Annotated in this window: 18 protein-coding genes; 10 read left to right on the top strand and 8 right to left on the bottom strand. The window is 65.9% G+C overall.

The genetic code is table 11. The features are described 5' to 3' along the window. Nucleotides 1–81 precede the first annotated feature (81 nt). The 9 genes from purB to pilH all read left to right on the top strand — a co-directional run bounded on the left by purB (nucleotide 82) and on the right by pilH (nucleotide 11,240). On the top strand, nucleotides 82–1,449 hold the full coding sequence (purB, locus tag ACN9M2_RS08840; protein ID WP_426287702.1) for an adenylosuccinate lyase: 1,368 nt from the start codon (nucleotides 82–84) through the stop codon (nucleotides 1,447–1,449). A 109-nt stretch (nucleotides 1,450–1,558) separates the two neighbouring features. Next, nucleotides 1,559–2,761, top strand: coding sequence for a JmjC domain-containing protein (locus ACN9M2_RS08835; protein WP_426287701.1), 1,203 nt, complete (start codon nucleotides 1,559–1,561; stop codon nucleotides 2,759–2,761). Continuing rightward, nucleotides 2,758–3,252 carry a hypothetical protein gene (locus ACN9M2_RS08830; protein WP_426287700.1) on the top strand — a complete coding sequence of 165 codons (495 nt, stop codon included), beginning with the start codon at nucleotides 2,758–2,760 and terminating at the stop codon, nucleotides 3,250–3,252. The genes ACN9M2_RS08835 and ACN9M2_RS08830 overlap by 4 nt, the downstream gene beginning before the upstream one ends. A 132-nt stretch (nucleotides 3,253–3,384) precedes the next feature. Continuing rightward, nucleotides 3,385–6,237 (top strand): 2-oxoglutarate dehydrogenase E1 component, encoded by a 2,853-nt coding sequence (locus ACN9M2_RS08825; RefSeq protein WP_426287699.1) that lies wholly within the window; start codon nucleotides 3,385–3,387, stop codon nucleotides 6,235–6,237. 7 nt (nucleotides 6,238–6,244) lie between these two features. Next, nucleotides 6,245–7,453 (top strand): 2-oxoglutarate dehydrogenase complex dihydrolipoyllysine-residue succinyltransferase, encoded by a 1,209-nt coding sequence (gene odhB / locus ACN9M2_RS08820; RefSeq protein WP_426287698.1) that lies wholly within the window; start codon nucleotides 6,245–6,247, stop codon nucleotides 7,451–7,453. Between the two features lie 108 nt (nucleotides 7,454–7,561). After that, nucleotides 7,562–8,989 carry a dihydrolipoyl dehydrogenase gene (lpdA, locus tag ACN9M2_RS08815; RefSeq protein ID WP_426287697.1) on the top strand — a complete coding sequence of 476 codons (1,428 nt, stop codon included), beginning with the start codon at nucleotides 7,562–7,564 and terminating at the stop codon, nucleotides 8,987–8,989. An 83-nt stretch (nucleotides 8,990–9,072) separates the two neighbouring features. Next, nucleotides 9,073–9,675 (top strand): TIGR00730 family Rossman fold protein, encoded by a 603-nt coding sequence (locus ACN9M2_RS08810; RefSeq protein WP_426287696.1) that lies wholly within the window; start codon nucleotides 9,073–9,075, stop codon nucleotides 9,673–9,675. A gap of 24 nt (nucleotides 9,676–9,699) precedes the next feature. Next, nucleotides 9,700–10,692, top strand: a complete 993-nt coding sequence (locus ACN9M2_RS08805) for an acryloyl-CoA reductase (protein ID WP_426287695.1) — start codon at nucleotides 9,700–9,702, stop codon at nucleotides 10,690–10,692. A gap of 182 nt (nucleotides 10,693–10,874) precedes the next feature. Beyond that, nucleotides 10,875–11,240: a twitching motility response regulator PilH gene (gene pilH / locus ACN9M2_RS08800; protein ID WP_167023678.1), complete on the top strand. Its 366-nt coding sequence runs from the start codon at nucleotides 10,875–10,877 to the stop codon at nucleotides 11,238–11,240. A gap of 225 nt (nucleotides 11,241–11,465) precedes the next feature. On the opposite strand, the gene ACN9M2_RS08795 is transcribed toward pilH, so the two are convergent. Beyond that, nucleotides 11,466–12,380 carry a DnaJ C-terminal domain-containing protein gene (locus tag ACN9M2_RS08795; RefSeq protein WP_426287694.1) on the bottom strand — a complete coding sequence of 305 codons (915 nt, stop codon included), beginning with the start codon at nucleotides 12,378–12,380 and terminating at the stop codon, nucleotides 11,466–11,468. Between the two features lie 91 nt (nucleotides 12,381–12,471). After that, nucleotides 12,472–12,924: an Hsp20/alpha crystallin family protein gene (locus tag ACN9M2_RS08790; RefSeq protein ID WP_426287693.1), complete on the bottom strand. Its 453-nt coding sequence runs from the start codon at nucleotides 12,922–12,924 to the stop codon at nucleotides 12,472–12,474. Between the two features lie 157 nt (nucleotides 12,925–13,081). Between ACN9M2_RS08790 and ACN9M2_RS08785 the strand changes: the two genes are divergently transcribed. Next, nucleotides 13,082–13,564, top strand: coding sequence for a peroxiredoxin (locus ACN9M2_RS08785; protein WP_426287692.1), 483 nt, complete (start codon nucleotides 13,082–13,084; stop codon nucleotides 13,562–13,564). A gap of 77 nt (nucleotides 13,565–13,641) precedes the next feature. Here the strand turns inward: ACN9M2_RS08785 and gyrA are convergent, their stop codons facing one another. The 6 genes from gyrA to ACN9M2_RS08755 form a co-directional block, all read right to left on the bottom strand. Continuing rightward, nucleotides 13,642–16,284: a DNA gyrase subunit A gene (gyrA, locus tag ACN9M2_RS08780; RefSeq protein ID WP_426287691.1), complete on the bottom strand. Its 2,643-nt coding sequence runs from the start codon at nucleotides 16,282–16,284 to the stop codon at nucleotides 13,642–13,644. A gap of 139 nt (nucleotides 16,285–16,423) precedes the next feature. After that, nucleotides 16,424–16,837 carry a GtrA family protein gene (locus tag ACN9M2_RS08775; RefSeq protein WP_426287690.1) on the bottom strand — a complete coding sequence of 138 codons (414 nt, stop codon included), beginning with the start codon at nucleotides 16,835–16,837 and terminating at the stop codon, nucleotides 16,424–16,426. Continuing rightward, nucleotides 16,834–17,847, bottom strand: coding sequence for an S-methyl-5-thioribose-1-phosphate isomerase (gene mtnA / locus ACN9M2_RS08770; RefSeq protein ID WP_426287689.1), 1,014 nt, complete (start codon nucleotides 17,845–17,847; stop codon nucleotides 16,834–16,836). The genes ACN9M2_RS08775 and mtnA overlap by 4 nt, the downstream gene beginning before the upstream one ends. Nucleotides 17,848–17,927: 80 nt before the next feature. Continuing rightward, on the bottom strand, nucleotides 17,928–18,434 hold the full coding sequence (locus tag ACN9M2_RS08765) for a DUF2165 family protein (RefSeq protein ID WP_426287688.1): 507 nt from the start codon (nucleotides 18,432–18,434) through the stop codon (nucleotides 17,928–17,930). Beyond that, complete coding sequence (locus ACN9M2_RS08760) at nucleotides 18,431–19,498, bottom strand: class III poly(R)-hydroxyalkanoic acid synthase subunit PhaC (RefSeq protein WP_426287687.1); 1,068 nt, start codon at nucleotides 19,496–19,498, stop codon at nucleotides 18,431–18,433. Before ACN9M2_RS08760 ends, ACN9M2_RS08765 begins: the two co-directional genes overlap by 4 nt. Then, on the bottom strand, nucleotides 19,495–20,433 hold the full coding sequence (locus tag ACN9M2_RS08755) for a poly(R)-hydroxyalkanoic acid synthase subunit PhaE (protein WP_426287686.1): 939 nt from the start codon (nucleotides 20,431–20,433) through the stop codon (nucleotides 19,495–19,497). The genes ACN9M2_RS08760 and ACN9M2_RS08755 overlap by 4 nt, the downstream gene beginning before the upstream one ends. Nucleotides 20,434–20,436: the final 3 nt, after the last annotated feature.

The raw sequence follows: 20,436 nt of genomic DNA, 5'->3' as shown, positions 1-20,436 counted from the left end.
GCGGCCCCGGTGGGAGCCGACCCTGTCGGCGATGGGGCGCTATAATCGCGGGCTGCACCCGCCACGCCTCCAGGAACGACCATGTCCCACGCCACGCTGACCGCCCTTTCTCCCCTGGACGGCCGCTATGCCGCGAAAGTGGGTTCGCTGCGCCCGATCTTCAGCGAGTTCGGCCTGATGCATCGCCGGGTGCACGTGGAAATCCACTGGCTGCTGGCCCTTGCCGCGCACCCCGGCATCGTCGAGCTCCCGGCCTTTCCCGCCGAGGCGGTCACGCGCCTGCTGGCCATCGCCGACGATTTCTCGGCGGAAGACGGGGAGCGGATCAAGGCGATCGAAGCCACCACGAACCACGACGTCAAGGCGGTCGAATACTTCATCAAGGAAAAGATCGGCAACGATCCCGCCCTCGCCCAGGCCAAGGAATTCGTCCACTTCGCCTGCACCAGTGAAGACATCAACAACCTCGCCTACTCGCTGATGCTGCGCGACGCGCGCGAATCGGTGCTGCTCCCCGCGCTGGACCAGGTCATCGCGATGTTGCGCGCGCTCGCCCACGAACACGCCGGCCTGTCGCTGCTCTCGCGCACGCACGGCCAGACCGCCTCGCCCAGCACCATGGGCAAGGAGATCGCCAACGTGGTCGCCCGCCTGGAGCGCCAGCGTCGCCAGCTGGTCGCCATCGAGATCCCGGGCAAGATCAACGGCGCGGTGGGCAACTACAACGCCCACGTCATCTCCTATCCCGGCGTGGACTGGCCCGCACTGGCGGCCGGTTTCGTCGACGGCCTGGGCCCGGTCTTCAATCCGTACACCACGCAGATCGAGCCGCACGACGGCATCGCCGAGTTCGCCGACGTGCTGCGCCGGATCAACATCATCCTCATCGACCTCGCCCGCGATGTCTGGGGCTACATTTCGCTGGGTTATTTCCGCCAGGCTCTGAAGGCGGGCGAAGTCGGTTCCTCGACCATGCCGCACAAGGTCAACCCGATCGACTTCGAGAACGCCGAGGGCAACTTCGGTCTCGCCAACGCCCTGCTCGGCCATTTCGCGGAAAAGCTGCCGATCAGCCGCTGGCAGCGCGATCTCACCGACTCCACCGTGCTGCGCGCCCTGGGCACCGCCTTCGGCCATTCGCTGGTCGCGCTGGAATCGCTGATGAAAGGCCTGGGCAAGCTCAACGTCAACGCCGAGCGCATCGCCGCCGACCTCGACGCCAGCTGGGAAGTGCTCGCGGAGGCCGTGCAGACGGTGATGCGCCGCTTCGGCCTGCCGGAACCGTACGAACAGCTCAAGGCGCTGACGCGCGGCCAAGGCATCACCAAGGAGTCGATGCGCGCTTTCATCGACGGCCTCGACCTGCCGGCCGACGCTAAAAAGGCACTCGCCGAATTGACGCCCGCCTCGTACATCGGCCTGGCCGACAAACTCGCCCGGGCTATTTGATCCCCTGGGGTCTCCGGCAGGGAACGGCTGTTGTGTGGGAGCCAAAGCAAAATCGGTTCCCGCCAGGGCATGCCACCGGGGTCGGGTTGCACCCATTACAATGCCGCGCATGGCCATCCAGAACCCCACCCGCAAGCCCCTCCCGATCGAAGTGCGCGGTAGCGCCAGCCAGCCGCTCGGCATGAGCGCCACGCAGTTCCTGCGCGACTACTGGCAGAAGCGCCCGCTACTCATCCGCAACGCCTTCCCGGATTTCCAGGCGCCGATCGAGCCCGACGACCTCGCCGGCCTCGCCTGCGAGGAAGGCGCGCTCGCCCGCCTGATCATTCACGACGAGAAGCGCGATCGCTGGACGGTGAAGAACGGACCGTTCGAGGAAGCCGAGTTCGGCAAGACCCCGAAGCGCGACTGGACCCTGCTGGTGCAGGACGTCGACAAGTGGGATGCCGACGTCGCCGCCCTGCTCGACCACTTCACCTTCCTGCCGAGCTGGCGCCTCGACGACATCATGATTTCCTATGCCGAGGATGGCGGCGGCGTCGGCGCCCATGTCGACCAGTACGACGTCTTCCTGCTGCAAGGCATCGGCGAGCGCCATTGGGCGATCAGCGACGATCCGGACGCACCGCTCGACTTCCGCAACGACGTGGAACTCAAGCAGCTGCAGGTCTTCGAGCCGACCCACGAATGGCTGCTCGGCCCGGGTGACATGCTCTACCTGCCGCCGGGCGTACCCCACGACGGCGTAGCCATCGGCAACTGCATGACGATCTCGATCGGCATGCGCGCGCCCTCGCAGGCCGAGCTGACCGGCGACCTCGCCGATTTCCTCGCCGAGCGGATGCCCGAGGAATTGCGCTATGCCGACCCCGACCTCGTCCCGGCGAAACGCGCGGGCGAGATCGACACGGCGGCCTTGAACCGGCTGCGCCAGGCCCTGCCCTTCGCCGCGGCGCTCGACCGCGACCTGCTGGCCGACTGGTTCGGCCGCTTCATCACCCGCTACCGCAACGCGCAGGTCGCGGCCGCGCCGCCGAAGGCCACCACCGAAGCCGCCTTCGACAAGGCCCTCGACGGGGGCGCGACCCTGGTCCGCCATCCCTACGCCCGGATCGCCTGGGTCAAGGGAAAGAAGGACGCCACCCTCTTCGTCAGTGGCAATGCCTATGAATGCCCGGCGGCGCTGGCCGAGCGTCTGGCGGCCGAACGTGAACTCGCCTTCGACCGCCCGCCTTCGGCGGCGGAAAAGCAGGTGCTGCTCACACTCGTCAACGACGGCCAGCTCGGCGTGCGCAAGGGCCGGCGCCGGTGAACGGCGGGGCGGACTCGGTCCTGGCGGCGGAAGACCGTGCCGGTCTCGAAGCCGCCCATCTGCGCCTACTGGCGGGCGCACGCCACCGGATCTCGATCTATCTGCCCCTGCTGGAACCCGGCGTGCTCGACAGTGACGCCGTGCATGCCGAGCTGCGCCGCATCGCCACCAGCGGCCGGCAGGCGCAGATCCGCGTCCTCACCCACGACGCCGAACGTGGGCATCGCGACGGCCACCGCCTGCTCGCCCTCGCCCAGCGCCTTCCCACGGCGATCGGTGTCCGCGCTCCCACCGAGGAAGCCCATCTGCGCTACGGATCGGCCTTCACCACCGATCACGCCGGTGGCTTTCTGTTCAGGCCCGTGGCCGGGCGCTTCGAGGCGAGGGGTGCCCTCGACGAACCGGGTGAGACCTCTCGCCTGACGGCTTATTTCGACGAAGTCTGGGAGCGGGCCGAGCCGGCCTGGCAGATAAGACCACTCGGGATCTGACCTTCGCCGGAAGCGCATGAATGGGTTGGCGCAGCGCAGCAGCACGGGGCTATAATTAACGGATTCTTATGCCGCAGGCGCTCCCCACATGCCGCGCGGCAGCCCGTCCTTTTCGTGTGTGCCGGTGGTGACGTGAGCGCAAACCTGATCCGCGAGTTTTCCGAATCCTCCCAACTCGCCGGCGGCAACGCCGATTACGTAGAGCAAGTCTACGAAGCCTGGCTAGCCGATCCCGGCTCCGTCCCGGCCGAATGGGACGGGTATTTCACATCCTTCAAGGGCCGCGAGGCCGGTGATGTCGCCCATTCCGGCGCCCTCGCCCGCATCGAGGCGGCACAGAAGCAGCGCCGCACCGCGGCCGCCGCGCCCGCTGCCGGCTCCGCCGACAACGCCTACGCCCAGAAACAGGCCGGAGTGCTCCGCCTGCTCACGGCCTACCGCTCGCGCGGCCATATCGCCGCCCAACTCGATCCGCTCGGCCTGACCGTTCCGGACATCGACACGCCCGACCTCGGCCTCGCCTTCCACGGATTGTCCGACGCCGACCTCGACACCGAATTCGACGCGGGCACCTTCGCCGGCGGCGGCCAGCGCATGAAGCTGCGCGACCTCCTCGCGAAGCTGAAACACATCTATACCGGCACCATCGGTGCCGAGTTCATGTACATCTCCGATTACGACCAGCGCGCCTGGATCTATTCGCGCCTGGAGAAGGCCGCCGGTTCCGCCGGGCTGCAGAAGGCCGCCAAGGTCCGCGTCCTAGAGGCGCTCACCGCCGCCGAGGGCCTGGAACGCTACCTGCACACCAAGTACGTCGGCCAGAAGCGCTTCTCTCTCGAGGGCGGCGACAGCCTCATCCCGATGGTCGACGACGTGGTCCGCGCGGCTGGCGACAACGGCGTGAAGGAACTCGTCATCGGCATGGCCCACCGCGGCCGCCTCAACGTGCTGGTGAACATCCTGGGCAAGGCCCCCTCGCAGCTCTTCAACGAGTTCGAAGGCAAGTTCGAGCACGACGACAGCCCGATCCACTCGGGTGACGTGAAGTACCACATGGGCTTCTCCGCCGACGTCAAGACGCCGAACGGCGGCGTGCACGTCGCGCTGGCCTTCAACCCGTCGCACCTGGAAATCGTCAACCCGGTGGTCGCCGGTTCCGTGCATGCGCGCCAGTCGCGCCGCCGCGACACCGCCCGCGACAAGTCGATCGCCGTGCTGATCCATGGCGACGCCGCCTTCGCGGGCCAGGGCGTCAACATGGAACTCATGCAGATGTCGCAGGCCCGTGGCTTCGCCATTGGCGGCACGCTGCACATGGTGGTCAACAACCAGGTCGGCTTCACCACGTCCAAGCGCGAGGACGCCCGTTCCACGCTGTACTGCACCGACCTGGCCAAGATGGTCAATGCGCCGGTGTTCCACGTGAACGGCGACGACCCGGAAGCCGTGATCCAGGTCACCCGCCTGGCCTACGAGTTCCGCAAGCAGTTCAAGAAGGACGTGGTCATCGACCTCGTCTGCTATCGCCGCCACGGCCATAACGAGGCCGACGAGCCGGCCGCGACGCAGCCGCTGATGTACCAGGTCATCCGCAAGCGTCCCACCACGCGCGACCTGTACGCGCAGCAGCTGGTGAAGGAATCGGTCATCGGCGCCGACGACGGCCAGAAGATGCTCGACGATTACCGTGCCCGCCTCGAAAAGGGCGAGCCGCTGATCGCGATCGACCCCAACCCCACCCGCGACATCCCGGTCGACTGGACCCGCTTCCAGAAGAACAAGCTGTCGATGGAAGTGGACACGGGCGTGCCGCGCGACCAGCTGGGCAAGGTACTCGACGTCATCCTCGACATTCCTTCCGATGTCACGCTGCATCCGCGCGTCGCCAAGATCTACGAAGACCGCCGCAAGATGGCCTCTGGCGAACTCCCGGGCGACTGGGGCTTCGCGGAGAACCTCGCCTACGGCACGCTGATCGCCGAGGGCAACGACCTTCGCGTGGTCGGCCAGGACGCCGGTCGCGGCACGTTCTTCCATCGCCATGCGGTGCTGCACGACCAGAAGAGCGACGACACCTACATGCCGCTGTCCAGGCTGCGCGCGGACGCCCGCGTCGAAGTCATCGACTCGCTGCTTTCCGAAGAAGCCGTGATGGCCTTCGAATACGGCGAAGCCACCACCTCGCCGGACCAGCTCACCATCTGGGAAGGCCAGTTCGGCGATTTCGCCAATGGCGCCCAGGTCGTGATCGACCAGTTCATCAGCTCGGGCGAAGCCAAGTGGGACCGCCTCTGCGGTCTCGCGCTGTTCCTCCCGCACGGTTACGAAGGCCAGGGCCCGGAACATTCCTCCGCCCGCCTCGAGCGCTTCCTGCAGCTGTGCGCGCTGGACAACATGCAGGTCTGCGTGCCCACCACGCCGGCCCAGGCCTTCCACATGATTCGCCGCCAGCAGGTGCGCCCGGTGCGCAAGCCGCTGATCGTGATGACGCCGAAATCGCTGCTGCGCCATAAACTGGCCGTGTCCTCGCTCGACGAACTGGCCAATGGCAAGTTCCAGCTGGTGATCGGCGAGCATCGCGACCTGCCGGCGAAAAAGGTCAAGCGCGTGGTGCTCTGCTCCGGCAAGGTCTACTACGACCTGCTCGAGGACGCCGAGAAGCGCCAGCTCACCGACGTCGCCATCGTGCGCGTCGAGCAGCTCTATCCGTTCCCGCGCCCGGAAGTCTCGGCCGAACTGGAAAAGTACCCTTCCGCCAAGGAAGTGGTGTGGTGCCAGGAAGAACCGATGAACCAGGGCGCCTGGTTCCAGATCCGTCACCACCTGCAGGCCAGCGTGGGGCCGAAGCACAGCCTGTCCTATGCGGGACGCGCTCGTTCGCCGGCACCGGCCGCGGGTCACCTCAACACCCATGTCGCCGAACAGACGGCGCTCGTCGAACAGGCGCTGGTCGCGCCCGTCGGCACCGATCACGCAGCGGAGTAAGACAAGCATGTCCATCGAAGTCAAAGTCCCGGTCCTGCCCGAGTCGGTCTCCGACGCGCTCATCGCCACCTGGCACAAGAAAGCCGGTGACGCGGTCAAGCGCGACGAGAACCTGCTCGACCTCGAGACCGACAAGGTCGTCCTCGAAGTCCCGGCGCCGGTCGACGGCGTGTTGAAGGAGATCAAGTTCGAGGAAGGTTCCACGGTCACCAGCAGCCAGGTGATCGCCGTGATCGAGGAAGGCGCCGCCGCTGCCGCGCCCGCCCCGGCCGCCGCGCCCGCCGCCGCCGAAGCGCCGAAGGCCACCAAGGCCGACGCCCCGGCCGCGCCCAAGGGCGTCGACGAACTGTCCCCGGCCGGGCGCCGCGTCGCCGTCGAGGAAAACATCGACCCGTCCAAGGTCGCCGGCACCGGTCGCGATGGCCGGGTGACGAAGGAAGACCTGGTCAACGCCGGCAAGGGTGGTTCCGCCCCGGCCGCGCCCGCCGCTCCGGCCGCCAAGCCGACCCCGGGCAGCCGCCCGGAAGAGCGCGTGCCGATGACCCGCATCCGTGCCCGCATCGCCGAACGCCTGATGCAGTCGAAGAACTCCATCGCGATGCTCACCTCGTTCAACGAAGTGAACCTCGCCGAGGTGGTGAAGCTGCGCAAGTCCCTGGGCGAGCAGTTCGAGAAAGCCAACGGCGTCAAGCTCGGCTTCATGAGCTTCTTCGTCAAGGCGGCGACCGAAGCGCTCAAGCGCTACCCGGTGGTCAACGCCTCGGTCGACGGCAACGACATCATCTATCACGGCTACCAGGACATCTCGATCGCCGTGTCGACCGACAAGGGACTGGTCACGCCGGTGCTGCGCGACGTGCAGGACATGTCCTTCGCCGACGTCGAGAAGGGCATCATCGGTTACGCCAAGAAGGCGCGTGACGGCAAGCTCGGCCTGGACGACCTCCAGGGCGGCACCTTCACCATCACCAACGGTGGCACCTTCGGCTCGCTGCTTTCCACCCCGATCGTGAACCCGCCGCAGAGCGCCATCCTGGGCATGCACACGATCAAGGAGCGCCCGGTGGTCGAGAACGGCCAGGTGATCGCCGCCCCGATGATGTACATCGCGCTGTCGTACGACCACCGCATCATCGACGGCCGCGACGCAGTGCTGTTCCTCGTCGACATCAAGAACCAGCTCGAAAACCCGCAGCGGATGCTGCTCGGCCTGTGATGGCCGGCTGAGCCGAAACGTGAAGGCGGGAGTCGAAAGACTCCCGTTTTCACGTTCCGCCCCCATATTGGCGGTAGCAGATACCGCAGTGACATCCGGAGCTAAGCAATGAGCGACAAGTTCGACGTCATCGTCATCGGTGCCGGCCCCGCGGGCTATGTGGCCGCGATCCGCGCCGCGCAGCTGGGCCTGAAGACCGCCGTGGTCGACGCCTTCGTCGGCAAGGACGGCAAGGCCGCCCTCGGCGGCACCTGCCTCAACGTGGGTTGCATCCCGTCCAAGGCGCTGCTGGATTCGTCCAAGCAGTTCCACAACCTGACGCACAACTTCAAGGATCACGGCATCACCGCCGAGAACCCGAAGATCGACATCGGCACGTTCATCGGCCGCAAGGACAAGATCGTCAAGCAGTTCACCGGCGGCGTGACGATGCTGTTCAAGGCGAACAAGGTCACTTCGTATTTCGGCAAGGGCAAGCTGTTCAAGGGCAACCAGGTCGAAGTCACGGGCAACGACGGCAGCGTCCAGACGATCTCGGCGACCAATGTCATCCTCGCCTCGGGCTCGGTGCCCATCGAACTGCCCTTCGCGAAGTTCGACGGCAAGCACATCATCGACAACACCGGCGCGCTCGACCTCACCGAGGTACCCAAGCGCATGGGCGTGATCGGCGCCGGCGTGATCGGCCTCGAGCTTGGCAGCGTGTGGAAGCGCCTCGGCGCCGAAGTCACGGTGCTCGAAGCGCTACCGAAGTTCCTCGCCGTGGCCGACCAGGACATCGCCAAGCTGGCGGCGCGCGAGTTCGCCAAGCAGGGCCTCGACATCAAGGTCAACGCCAAGGTCACCTCCGCCGAGGTCAAGGGCGACGAAGTCCACGTCGGCTACACCGACAAGGACGGCAACGCGCAGTCGCTGGTCGTCGACAAGCTGCTGGTGGCCGTGGGCCGTCGCGCCTACACCTCGGGCCTGCTGGCCGACGACACGGGCGTGAAGCTCGACGAACGTGGCCGCATCGTCGTCGACGAACACAACCACACGGGCGTCGATGGCGTCTGGGCGGTCGGCGACGCCGTGCGCGGCCCGATGCTTGCCCACAAGGGTTCCGAGGAAGGCGTCATGGTCGCCGAGTTAATTGCCGGCAAGCCGGGCCACGTCAACCTCGACACCGTGCCCTGGGTCATCTACACCGAGCCGGAAATCGCCTGGGTCGGCAAGACCGAAGAGCAGCTGAAGGAAGAAGGCATCCCGTATCGCACGGGCTCTTTCCCGTTCGCCGCCAACGGCCGTGCCGTGGCGATGAACGAAGGCATCGGCCAGGTGAAGATGATCGCCCACGCCGAAACCGACCGTATCCTCGGCGTGCACATGGTCGGCCCGGTCGTTTCCGAGCTGATCCACGAATGCGTCGTGGCGATGGAGTTCAAGGGCTCGTCGGAAGACCTCGCCCGCATCGTCCACGCCCATCCGGCATTGTCGGAAGTGGTGCACGAGGCGGCCCTGGCCGTTGACAAGCGCGCCATCCACAAGGGCAACTGATCGTCCCTGTGTGTCACCGGAGCCCGCCCCTGCCGCAACGCATGGGCGGGCTTCGTCGTTTCAGGGAAAGTGGAGACTTGAATATGCGTGAGATCACATCCCTTTGCGTTTACTGCGGCTCCAGCAGCGGTTCGCATCCGGAGTACACCGAAGCCGCCAAGGCCTTTGGCGCACGACTGGCGAAAGAAGGCATCGCGCTGGTCTACGGCGGTGGCAAGGTCGGGCTGATGGGCACCGTCGCCGATGCCACGCTCGCCGCCGGAGGCCGCGTCATCGGCGTCATTCCGCGCCAGCTGGTCGAGAAGGAAGTCGCCCACACGGGGCTGTCGGAACTGCAGGTCGTCGAGACCATGCACCAGCGCAAGACGCGCATGTACGAGATCGCCGACGCCTTCGTGGCCCTGCCCGGCGGCTTCGGCACGATGGACGAGATGTTCGAGATGCTCACCTGGGCGCAACTCGGCCTGCATAGCTATCCCTGCGCCTTCCTCGACGTGCGTGGCTTCTACCGTGGTCTCTCCGCGAGCATGGACCACATGGTCGCCGAAGGCTTCGTCAAGCAGAACCAGCGCGAGCAGGTGTGGTTCGGCGACGACATCGACCAGTTGTTCGACTGGATGAAACACTACCAATCCACTTACACGCCGAAGTGGATCACGGGTACGTCTGTCGATAGCATCGACTGATCGCTTCCGCCCAAGGACACACGCATGACGAATTTCCGCGCGTTCCGTATCCACCAGGACGACACCGGCTACCGCGCCGGCATCGAAACCATGGACACCGATGCCCTCGCCCCGGGCGAGGTCCTGGTCAAGGCCGAATGGTCGTCCGTGAACTACAAGGACGCATTGGCCGGCACCGGCAAGGGCAAGATCTTGCGAACCTTCCCCTTGAACGGCGGCATCGACGTGGCCGGTACCGTGGTCGCGTCGACCAGCCCGGCCTTCAAGGAAGGCGACAAGGTGCTCGCCACCGGTAGCGGCCTCTCCGAGACTCGCGACGGCGGCTATGGCGAATACGTGCGTCTGCCCGCCGAATGGACGGTCGCCCTGCCCGCCTCGCTCACCACGCGCGAAGCGATGATCATCGGCACGGCCGGCTTCACCGCCGCGTTGGCCCTCCTGCGCATGACCGACAACCGGCAGACGCCCGCGCTCGGTCCGATCGCCATCACCGGTGCCACGGGCGGCGTGGGCATGCTCGGCATCGACATCTTCAGTCGCGCCGGCTACGAGGTGCACGCCATCAGCGGCAAGGCCGACCGTTTCGATTTCCTGCGCATGCTCGGTGCCAGCGAATGCGTGGACCGCCACCAGCTCGCTTTCAGCGGCAAACCGATGGATTCCGCGAAATACGGCGGCATGCTCGACAATGTCGGCGGCAAGACGCTGGCGGGTTTCCTGCCCCTGATATCACCCTATGGCAACGCCGCCATCTGCGGCCTGGCGGGGAGCCCGGAACTGTCGACCACGGTGATGCCCTTCATCATCCGCGGCGTGAGCGTGCTGGGCGTGGCCTCGGCGGGCACCGCACGCGACGTTCGCGACGAGGTGTGGAACCGTCTCTCCGGCGAGTGGAGGCCACGCCACCTCGACGCCATCTGCACGAAGGAAGTGGCACTGGAAGATGTGGCCAGCGTCTTCGGCACGATGCTCGAAGGCGGATCGTTCGGCCGTACCGTCGTCCGTATCGGCCCGTAATCGCCTGCCGGGACAGCTATCTGTGCTTCCCACCATTGATACCCGCGCGGCGGCCGGTAGAATGGCCCCTCGCCAGAGGCGCCACGCGTGACGTTTTCTCGTCACCGCGGGTCCGAGACGCCAGCCGGGATGGCCGGCGTCACCAAAGAGAACACATCGGGCATCTGCCCGGGGGAAAGTGAATGGCTCGTATCCTGATCGTCGACGATTCGCCGTCTCAGTTGCTTGGCATCAAGCGCATCGTCGAGAAACTGGGCCATGAGGCCATCACCGCCGAAGATGGCGCCCAGGGCGTCGAGGTGGCCAAGCGCGAGATTCCCGACCTCATCCTGATGGACGTCGTGATGCCGAACCTCAACGGGTTCCAGGCCACGCGCACGATCAGCAAGGAAGAAACCACCAAGCACATCCCGATCATCCTGGTGACCACGAAGGACCAGGATACGGACAAGGTGTGGGGCCTGCGCCAGGGCGCGAAGGCCTATGTGGTGAAGCCGATCAAGGAAGAAGAACTGGTCGCGGCGCTGAAGGAACACTTGCCGGGCTGAGGGTCTTCGGGCCCCGAAGCGAGCCATCGCCGACAGGTTCGGCTCCCGCCAGAGCACCCATCACCATCAGAGCACTGTACGGGGGGATCGCCGCTGAAGCGGCTCCCACAACAGAGTGCGTCGGGCAGGGCGGGAAGCACTGCGGTTGGGTGGGAGCCGCTTCAGCGGCGATCCGCGCGCAGCGCGGCCAAGTTTCCTGAACTCCCAGCCGCTCTCTCCCGGCCCTCACCCCCTCCGCGGATCGAACCCCGCGAACGCATCCTTGAACTCCGCGTACGCCGCCTGCTCCTCATGGGTCTCGGGCACCGGCACACGGATCTCCAGCACGACGATCTGGTCGCCCGGCTCTGAACCCGGCAGGCCACGCCCCTTCAGTCGCAGCTTCCGCCCCGATTGCGAGCCCGCCGGAATACGCAGGTCGACGTGCCCACCGAGCGTCGGCACGGGCACCGTGGCCCCGAGCGCGGCCTCCCATGGCGTAATCGGCAGCACATGGGTCACCGTGCGCCCATCCAGCCGGAAGCGCGCGTCTTCCCGGATGGCGATCTCAAGCAACAGGTCGCCCGAGGGGCCGCCGGACGAGCCGGGATGTCCCTGCCCGGCAAGCCGGATCGTCTGTCCCGACGTGATGCCGACGGGAATCTTCACCTCGAGCACGCGTTCGCCGCCCGAGGAATCGTTCAGCACCACGCGCGTCTTGCCGCCGTTGTAGGCCGTCTGCAGGTCGGTCTCGATCCTGGCCTGGATATCACGTCCGCGGCGAGCCTGTGGCTGCTGGCCACGAGCACGGCCGCCGCCACCGAACAGGCTCTCGAAGAAGTCGCTGAAGTCGCCGCCACCGCGGCCACCCATGTCGCCGAAGTCGAAGCCATTGCCCTGCTGGCCCCAGCCCGGCGGCGGACGGAACTGCTCGCCCTGGCGGTATCCGCCGGCGCGGAACTGGTCGTAGGCGCGGCGCTTTTCGGGGTCCTTCAGGGCCTCGTTGGCCTCGTTGACGGCCTTGAACTTCTCTTCGGCACCGGCATCCTTGTTCTTGTCGGGATGGTACTTGCGGGCAAGCTTCCGGTACGCGGCCTTGATCTCCGCATCGGTCGCATCGGGCTTGACCCCTAGTGTCTCGTAATAATCCTTGAACTCCACAGGCTCTCCCGGGCTTGTGTCGAAAACCAAAAACGAAGCACCCGCGGCGGACAGGGTCCGCCGCGGGCCAGACAGCTAAGCTTAGGCCGTTTTAGCCCGCAGCGTTAATGGCGATACGTCGCGGTGCGCTCTGCGCCTTCTTCGGAATCGTGATCTCGAGCACGCCATGGGCACCCGACGCGGTGATCCCGTCGGCATCGGCGCTCTCGGGCAGCGTGAAGCTGCGCTTGAACGCACCGGCCGCGCGTTCCACGCGGCTGAACTTACCCTCGGTCTCGCTGGAGAAGGCCTTCCGCTCACCCTTGATGCTGAGCACGTTCTTTTCCATCTGGATCTCGATCTCGGCCAGGTCCACGCCCGGCACGTCGGCCAGGATCAGGAAACGCCCGTCCTCTTCACGAATGTCCACGCGCGGCGCCCAGGCACTGGAAACGGTGCTGGCCGGCACGGCGATGTCGCCGCCGAAGAAGTGTTCGAACACATTGCGGACATCGCTGCCGAATACCGGCGCACGGCGAAACGACACCTGACGAAGCTGGTTCATCTGCTTGACTCCAAAGAAGTTTCGGCCCCGTGGCCGTCTGACGTGAAAGATATGACCGGCCACGGACAATTCAAGAGCGAGGCCGCCCCGGTTGCCGTTTCTTCAGCTCCACGAGCCTTGACGTACACTCGGTGCTTTAACCGAAGAGGCACTCCCCATGACCATCTCAGTCGGCGAACGACTCCCGGAAGCGACCCTCGCCATCTTCGAAGATGGCATCAAGACCGTCAGCAGCACCGAGGTTCTCGGTGTGGGCAAGGTGGTGCTTTTCGCCGTACCGGGTGCCTTCACACCCACCTGTTCGAACAAGCACCTGCCGGGCTTCGTGCAGCACATGGAGGACTTCCGCGAGCGCGGGGTCAAGGTCGCCTGCATGTCGGTGAACGATGCCTTCGTGATGCACGCCTGGGGCGAGTCGCAGGGCGTACCCGAGGATCTCCTGATGCTGGCCGATGGCAATGCCACCTTCGCCAAGGCGTTGGGCCTGGAGCTCGACGGGACGAAGAACGGCATGGGCATCCGTGCCAAGCGCTTCGCTCTTTACGCCGAGGATGGCGTGGTGAAGGCGATCCAGGTCGAGGCACCGGGCGAGTTTCGTGTGTCGACGGCCGAGGCGATGTTGGAAGCCCTCGACGCCTGATATCGCCGACAAGGTCGGCTCCCACCAGGGCCGACCCTCCCGGCAAAGAAAAACCCGCGTCGCCGCGGGTTTTCTTTTTACGCTTCGCCAGGCTCGGCCGGATCGCCGTCCCCTGTGGGACCGCTCTCGATCGGCGGCATGTCGGCGGCGGCTTCGCCATCGGGCGTTTCGCCCTCGCCTTCGCCTTCGATCTCTTCCTCGGCCTCCAGGCGGACGACACCGATCAGGGTCTCGTCCTTCGGCAGCTTGATCAGGGTGACGCCCTGCGTGTTACGGCTGAGCTGGGACACCTCGGAGACACGCGTGCGCACCAGGGTGCCCTGGTCGGAAATCAGCATCAGCTGCTGCGTTTCCGTGACCTGCTCGGCGGCTACGAGGTTGCCGTTGCGCTCGGAGCACTGGATGGCGATGACACCCTGCGTACCGCGGCCCTTCTTCGGGAACTCGGCCAGCGCCGTGCGCTTGCCGTAGCCACGCGCGGTGGCAGTGAGGATGTCGCCCTCGCCCGCCGCCACGATCAGCGAGACCACTTCGGCATCCTCGGCAAGACGCATGCCGCGCACACCGGTGGCCGTACGGCCCATGGAGCGTACGCTGCTCTCGTCGAAGCGCACCGACTTGCCGTTCGAGGCGAACAGCAGCACGTCGCTCTCGCCGGCCGTCATCGCCACGTCGACCAGCGCATCGCCCTCGTCGAGGTTGATCGCCGCCTTGCCCTTCTGCAGCTGGAAGGCGAACTCGGTCAGCGGCGTCTTCTTCACCGTGCCCTTGCGGGTGGCGAAGAATACGAAGCAGGTCGGATCGTAATCGCGCACGGGCAGCAACGCCTGCACCTTCTCGCCCTCGCCCAGCGGCAACAGGTTGACGATGGGCTTGCCACGCGCACCCGGACCCGCTTCCGGCATCTGGTAGACCTTGAGCCAGTAGACGCGGCCGGTGCTGGTGAAGGTGAGCAGCGTGTCGTGGGTGTTCACCACCCACAGTTGCTGCACGACATCTTCGTCCTTCAACGCCGAGGCCGAACGACCCTTGCCACCGCGCTTCTGTGCACGGTAAAGGCTGGCCGGCTGACGCTTGATGTAACCGGTGTGCGAGAGCGTGACCACCACGTCTTCAGGCGCGATGAGGTCGAGCACGTTGAGATCTTCCTGCGAATGCTGGATCTCGGTGCGGCGCGCATCGCCGTAGTCGGTACGGATCTGCTCGAGTTCCTCGCGAATGACTTCGAGCAGGCGATTCGGGTTCTCGAGGATCTCGATGAGGCCGCGGATCGTATCGAGGATCTCGCGGTATTCGTCGGAGAGCTTTTCCTGCTCCAGCCCCGTGAGGCGGTGCAGGCGCATCTGCAGGATCTCGGTCGCCTGCGATTCGGACAGCTGGTAACCGTCCTCGCGCAAGCCGTCGCGCGGGTCCATGTCTTCCGGACGCGACGAGGCGGCACCGGTGGCGGCGAGCAAGGCCTTCACCAGACCGGGCTCCCAACGACGGGCGACCATGCGCTCGCGCGCCTCGGCCGACGACGCGGACGTGCGGATCAACTCGATCATCTCGTCGATGTTGGCGAGCGCGACCGTGAGACCTTCGAGGATATGCGCGCGCTGGCGTGCCTTGCGCAGTTCGAAGATGGTGCGACGGGTGACCACCTCGCGGCGGTGGCGGATGAACGCCTCGAGGATGTCCTTGAGGTTCAGCAGCTTCGGCTGGCCGTCGAGCAAGGCCACCATGTTGATGCCGAAGGTGACCTGCAACTGGGTCTGCTGGAACAGGTTGTTAAGCACCACGTCGGCCATCGCATCGCGGCGAATCTCGATCACGACGCGCATGCCGTCCTTGTCGGATTCGTCGCGCAGTTCGCTGATGCCTTCGAGCTTCTTTTCCTTGACCAGCTCCGCGATCTTCTCGATCAGGCGGGCCTTGTTCACCTGGTACGGCAGCTCGTGGATCAGGATCGTCTCGCGGCCATTGGCCTCGGTCTCGATCTCGGTCCGCGCGCGGACGAGGATGCGGCCGCGACCCGTGCGATAGGCCTCGACGATGCCCGACGAACCGTTGATGATGCCCGCTGTCGGGAAATCCGGACCCGGGATGTACGTCATCAGGTCCTCGACGCCGAGCGAGGAATCCTCGATCAGCGCCAACGTGGCGTTGATGACCTCGGTCATGTTGTGCGGCGGGATGTTGGTCGCCATGCCCACTGCGATGCCGGCGGAACCGTTGACGAGCAGGTTCGGCACGCGGGTCGGCAGGACCAACGGCTCGTGTTCGCTTTCGTCGTAGTTCGGGCCGAAGTCGACGGTTTCCTTGTCGATGTCCGCCATCAGCTCGTGCGTGAGGCGCGCCATGCGCACCTCGGTGTATCGCATGGCTGCCGCGTTGTCGCCGTCGACCGAACCGAAGTTGCCCTGGCCGTCGACCAGCATGTAGCGCAGCGAGAACGGCTGCGCCATGCGGACGATGGTGTCGTAGACCGACGCATCGCCATGTGGATGGTATTTACCGATCACGTCACCGACCACGCGGGCCGACTTCTTGTACGGCTTGTTCCAGGCATTGCCCAGTTCGTTCATCGCGAACAGCACGCGGCGATGCACCGGCTTCAGGCCGTCGCGAACATCGGGTAGCGCACGCCCCACGATGACGCTCATCGCGTAGTCGAGATAGCTCTGGCGCATCTCGTCTTCGATGTTGACGCGGATGACTTCTTTGGCGAGTTCTGCCATCAATCGGCTTCCTGGATGTCCGTGAAAATACCCCCGCCGGCCCTATGTATCGCGCTCACGCGATGCCGTCGGCTCAACCCAGGAATCATATCACATCGGGCGTGGAAATGACAGCAAAAAACCACGCGCATTCAATGACTTATATCGACGTCTTGGCAGTGCGGAAAAGCACCGCGCGGGCCAGCAGGAAATTCGCGACGGCGCCCGCCGCCGAGCCCACCGCCACGGCCACCGCGGGCCACGCGTGCAAGGCGGGAAACACCTTGAAGGCAAGCACGTAGAGACCGTTGTTGATCACCGCGCCGAGCGCCATCAGGCCCATCCAGTGCAGCCATTCGGCGCGATGGCCGCGGCCGGAATCGCGGTGGGCGAAGGTGTGCGTGCGGTTCCACCACCAGGTCACGGTGGCGGCGCTGAGGAAGGAAACGACACGCGCGGTGTAGACGTTCCAACCCGCCAGGCCGACGAGCGATTGCGCGATGCCGGCGTCGACAGCCAGCCCGAGGATGCCGCCGACCGCGAACAGCGCGACCTCGCGGCGCAGCCGTGTCACGGAAAAAGAATCCGCATCTGCTCTTCGTCCGGCCGGAGGATCACGCCGCGTTCGGTCACGATCGCGTCGATCAAGTCGGCCGGTGTCACGTCGAAGACAGGATTCCAGGCATCCGCGCCGTCGATCACCGTGCGCGTACCCGATACCGACAACAATTCCGCGGCGTCGCGCAATTCGATCTCGATATCGGCACCCGTCGCGGTCGCCATGTCCACCGTGGTGGACGGCGCGACGACCATGAACTTCACGCCATGGTGCCGCGCGGCGATTGCGAGTTGGTAGGTACCGATCTTGTTCGCGGTATCGCCGTTGGCGGCGATGCGATCGGCGCCGACGATCACCCACTTCACCTTGCCGTCCTTCATCAGGTGCGAGGCCGCCGAGTCGGCGATGAGCTTCGCCGGAATGCCGTCGCGCACGAGCTCCCACATCGTGAGCCGCGCGCCCTGCTGCCAGGGGCGTGTTTCGCCGGCGTACACCTGTTCGATGTGTCCCGAGGCGACGCCGGCGCGGATCACACCCAGCGCGGTGCCGTAGCCGGCCGTGGCGAGCGAACCGGTATTGCAATGCGTGAGAACGTGCGATCCCTGCTCGATCAAGGCGGCGCCCAACTGCCCCATGTGCTGGTTGGCGGCGAGGTCTTCTTCCTGGATCGCCTGCGCTTCACGTTCCAGCGCGGCGGCATCGGCGCCTTCGAGGATGCGCAGGTTCATGCGATCCAGCGCCCACATCAGGTTCACCGCGGTGGGACGCGCGGCACGCAGCGTGGACATGGCCATGGGCAGGTCCACGCCGGCCTTCGCCGCGAGCACCACACCCCAGGCCGCGGCGATGCCGATGGCCGGCGCACCGCGCACCGCGAGATCGCGGATGGCCTGCGTGACATCGCCGGAGGTGGTGCAATCGAACCAGGTCTCCTCGGTGGGGAGACGGCGCTGGTCGAGCAGGCGCAGGCGGTCGCCGTGCCACTGCACGGCACGGATGGAATCGTGGGAGGCGTGGGAGTTCATGCGGTGATTATCGCATGGGGTGTGGCTGTGGGAGGGCCTGTCGCAGACCGGGTCGGCCACGACGGCGATGGCGAGCCGCTTTAGCGGCGATGCTCTTCCAGATCGCCGTCGCGCTGGTTCACGAAGATCAACACACCCAGCAACGCCATGTAAAACCGGAACGCCCCCTCCTGCCCGTTCCAGACCTTCGACTGCCACATGGCGAACCACTCGCCACCGACGACCATGAAGCCGAAGAACCAGACCAGGAAGCCCAGCGTGCAGCCAGCGACAACCCAGCGCTTGGCCGCTTCGAAACGGGCGCCACTCGCGCGCCGGGCACGCCAGAGCGCGAGCGCACCCGATGACAACAGCACGCACGTCGCGCCCTCGGCCGCGATGATGAGCCCATAGCCCACGTGCCACAGTGCCGGGGTGGTGATGGCACGGCCCATCAGCGCGTTTCCGGGAAACGTGGTATCCATCGACAGCACGTGGCGCACGAAGGCGAAATTCGAACCGTAGTCGGCCAGGTTGTCGTAGGTCACCACGAAGGCGAAGGCGGCGAGCGCCAGGGTGAGCAGGATCTTCGCCAGTCGCACCGTCATCGATCGGCAAGCCATGCGTGGATCGCCGGAGGCACCTGTTTCTGCGCGCGTCCGGAGACGTAGATGCCGATATGCCCGCCCTGGAACGCCAGCGCGGTGTAATCGTCGCTGCTCACCGCCTTGCCCAGCGGCGCGGATGCCGCGGGCGGAACCAGGTGATCCTGTTCCGCATAGATGTTCAGCACCGGCTGGGTGATGTTCTTGAGGTCGATCCGGCGTCCCCCGATGTGTGCTTCGCCCTTGATCAGCAGGTTCTTCTGGAAGAAGTCGCGGGCGAACTCCCGGAACGCCTCTCCCGCCTGGTCGGGCGAGTCGAAGATCCACTTCTCCATGCGCAGGAAGTTTTCCACTTCCTTCGGGTTGTCGAGGATGTCGACGAGGCCGATGTATTTCTGCTGGTTCAGGCGCAGCGGCTTCAGCGTGAGATACGCGAAGTTCATGACGTCGGCAGGCACGTTGCCGGTGGCGTCGACGAACAGGTCGATGTCCACGTTGCGCGCCCAGTGCGAGAGCATGTTGTCGGGTGTATGGAAATCCACCGGCGTCACCATGGTGACGAGGTTGCGCACCTTCTCCGGATGCAGCGCCGCATAACAGAGCGAGAACACGCCGCCCTGGCAGATGCCGAGCAGGTTCACCGCGTCCAGGCCATGGCGTTCACGCACCACGTCCACGCAACGGTCGAGGTAGCCGTCGATATAGTCCTCCAGCGTCAGCCAGCGGTCCGCACCGTCCGGATAGCCCCAATCGACCAGGTAGACGTCCTCGCTCTGTTCGAGCAGGTTGCGCACCATCGACCGGTCTTCCTGCAGGTCGATCATCCACGGCGTGTTGACCAGCGCATAGCAGATCAACAAGGGGACCTTCGCCGTGGGCGCTTTCTCGCCCTTGAAATGCCAGAGTGTCAGCTTGTCTTCGGTGTAGACCGCCTCGCGCGGCGTCGTGCCGAGCTCGATCGGCCCCACGCGCTTCAGTGTCTCCAGCCCGGCCTCGAGCTTGCGCCGGAACGCCTCGATCTCGGCGTGCGCCCGTTCCGGGTCGAACGGGAACGGAGGCGTGCTCATCGTGCCCGGCCCTTGGTGGTCGCGGCGCGCTTGCTCGCCGTCGAGGCAGGCTTCGTCTCCGCCACGGCCTTCACGCCGCCAGCGCGATTCGCGGCCGCAGCCACCTTCTTCGCCGTCGCCGCGGGTTTCTTTTTCACGCGGTTCGGCCCGGCCGTCTTTACGTCCGCCCTGGCGCCACGAAGTTTGGCCACCTCGTCCTTCAGGGCGGCGACCTCGGCGGCCAGGCCCTGCAGATGACGCAGGTCGCGGCGAGCGGCCTGCAGGCGCTCGCCCAGGCTGTCCACTTCCTTGCGCGTGGGCATTCCCGCCTGCACGGCCATCCGCTCGACCTGCCGCTGCTGGAGCATCCGCAGGCGCATTTGCGCATTCACCAGCGCGGCATACACCTCGCGAAATTCTTCCGACAGCGCCGCCTCGGCATAGCTTTCCTCGGCGAGGTTCACCCAGCGGTCGTAGACCGAACGCATGGAGTCGGCGTCCGTGGGCGGGGCCTGTTCGCGCAATGCCGCGTTCGCCCGCTCGTGCACGCCTTGCAGCAGCGCCTGGTAACGCTGGTAGTGCCCGGCGTAGTCGATCCATGCGCGAAGCAGCGCCTGATGCTCCTCCTGCTGCTCGCGGGTCAGGCCGAAGGCCGGCATCGACAGCGTATCGTTGGCGGCTCGCGCCCACTCGTCGAAGTCGGGAGGCACGCCAGGCCCATGCCCGAAAGGCGGCATGCCGGCGGAGAAGCCCGCACCAGGCGTCTCGCCACCGGCGATGGATCGCATCCAATCGCCGAATCCGCCAAGGCCGGCGAACAGCCGCCCCATGACATCGGTCACCGGCGAACTCTCCGCGGGAGCGGCTTTCGGATCGAGCTGCTTCGCCCAGGCCTCGACGCCCTGGCGGACAAAGGCCTGGTACTGTTCGATGAAATCGGTAGGTTTATCTGCCATGCG

Origin of the sequence: Luteibacter sp. E-22, assembly GCF_049913125.1 — a bacterium.
Classification (GTDB): Bacteria; Pseudomonadota; Gammaproteobacteria; order Xanthomonadales; family Rhodanobacteraceae; genus Luteibacter.
Note: the sequence above shows the minus strand (reverse complement) of the source record. Positions and strands in the feature narration are given on the sequence as shown.